General features: G+C 51.9%; 1 tRNA gene and 1 rRNA gene. Both read left to right on the forward strand.

Going from position 1 to position 1,544, the window contains the following annotated elements:
- The first annotated feature begins 86 nt into the window (after positions 1–86).
- A tRNA-Glu gene (locus IAE30_RS29800) sits at positions 87–161 on the forward strand.
- Between the two features lie 214 nt (positions 162–375).
- A 23S ribosomal RNA gene (locus tag IAE30_RS29805) occupies positions 376–1,544 on the forward strand; the annotation flags it as partial.

Consider the following 1,544-nt stretch of genomic DNA (forward strand, 5'->3'; position numbering starts at 1 on the left):
GAAGATACCTTCCCGCGCAGTGCTCACACAGATTGTCTGATAGAAAAGTAATGAGCAAGACGGCTGCGAAGTCGTGACACTATCGTGTCCCCTTCGTCTAGCGGTTAGGACTCCGCCCTTTCACGGCGGCAACAGGGGTTCGAATCCCCTAGGGGACGCCACTTGCTTGGTGACAGGTGAAAGGTGTCTCCACGGTATCTCAAAACCAGCTTACGAGCTGCGTTTGAGATATTTGCTCTTTAACAATCCGGAACAAGCTGAAAATTGAAACGACGTGTCGGTTCATTTCTCCGTAATAAGAAATGAATAATGACATGTTCGAGTCTCTCAAATGCTTGCAGCTTGCATGCGTTGTAAAACGCCTGTGGGTTGTGAGGTTAAGCGACTAAGCGTACACGGTGGATGCCCTGGCAGTCAGAGGCGATGAAGGACGTGCTAATCTGCGTAAAGCGTCGGTAAGGTGATATGAACCGCTACAGCCGACGATGTCCGAATGGGGAAACCCGGTGCACTCTGTGCATCATCGCAACATGAATACATAGTGTTGCGAGGCGAACCTGGGGAACTGAAACATCTAAGTACCCAGAGGAAAAGAAATCAACCGAGATTCCCCCAGTAGCGGCGAGCGAACGGGGAGCAGCCCAGAACCTGAATCAGTTTGTGCATTAGTGGAAGCGTCTGGAAAGTCGCAGGGTACAGGGTGATACTCCCGTACACAAAAATGCATTTACTGTGAGTTCGAAGAGTAGGGCGGGACACGTGGTATCCTGTCTGAATATGGGGGGACCATCCTCCAAGGCTAAATACTCCTGACTGACCGATAGTGAACCAGTACCGTGAGGGAAAGGCGAAAAGAACCCCGGCGAGGGGAGTGAAACAGAACCTGAAACCGTGTACGTACAAGCAGTGGGAGCCTGATTTGTCAGGTGACTGCGTACCTTTTGTATAATGGGTCAGCGACTTATATTCTGTAGCAAGGTTAACCGTATAGGGGAGCCGCAGGGAAACCGAGTCTTAACTGGGCGTTAAGTTGCAGGGTATAGACCCGAAACCCGGTGATCTAGCCATGGGCAGGTTGAAGGTTGGGTAACACTAACTGGAGGACCGAACCGACTAATGTTGAAAAATTAGCGGATGACTTGTGGCTGGGGGTGAAAGGCCAATCAAACCGGGAGATAGCTGGTTCTCCCCGAAAGCTATTTAGGTAGCGCCTCGTGAACTCATCTTCGGGGGTAGAGCACTGTTTCGGCTAGGGGGCCATCCCGGCTTACCAACCCGATGCAAACTGCGAATACCGGAGAATGTTATCACGGGAGACACACGGCGGGTGCTAACGTCCGTCGTGAAGAGGGAAACAACCCAGACCGCCAGCTAAGGTCCCAAAGTCATGGTTAAGTGGGAAACGATGTGGGAAGGCACAGACAGCCAGGATGTTGGCTTAGAAGCAGCCATCATTTAAAGAAAGCGTAATAGCTCACTGGTCGAGTCGGCCTGCGCGGAAGATGTAACGGGGCTAAACCATGCACCGAAGCTGCGGCAGCGAC

The organism is Pantoea sp. S61 (genome assembly GCF_016625145.1).
GTDB classification, from domain to species: Bacteria; Pseudomonadota; Gammaproteobacteria; order Enterobacterales; family Enterobacteriaceae; genus Pantoea; species Pantoea rwandensis_B.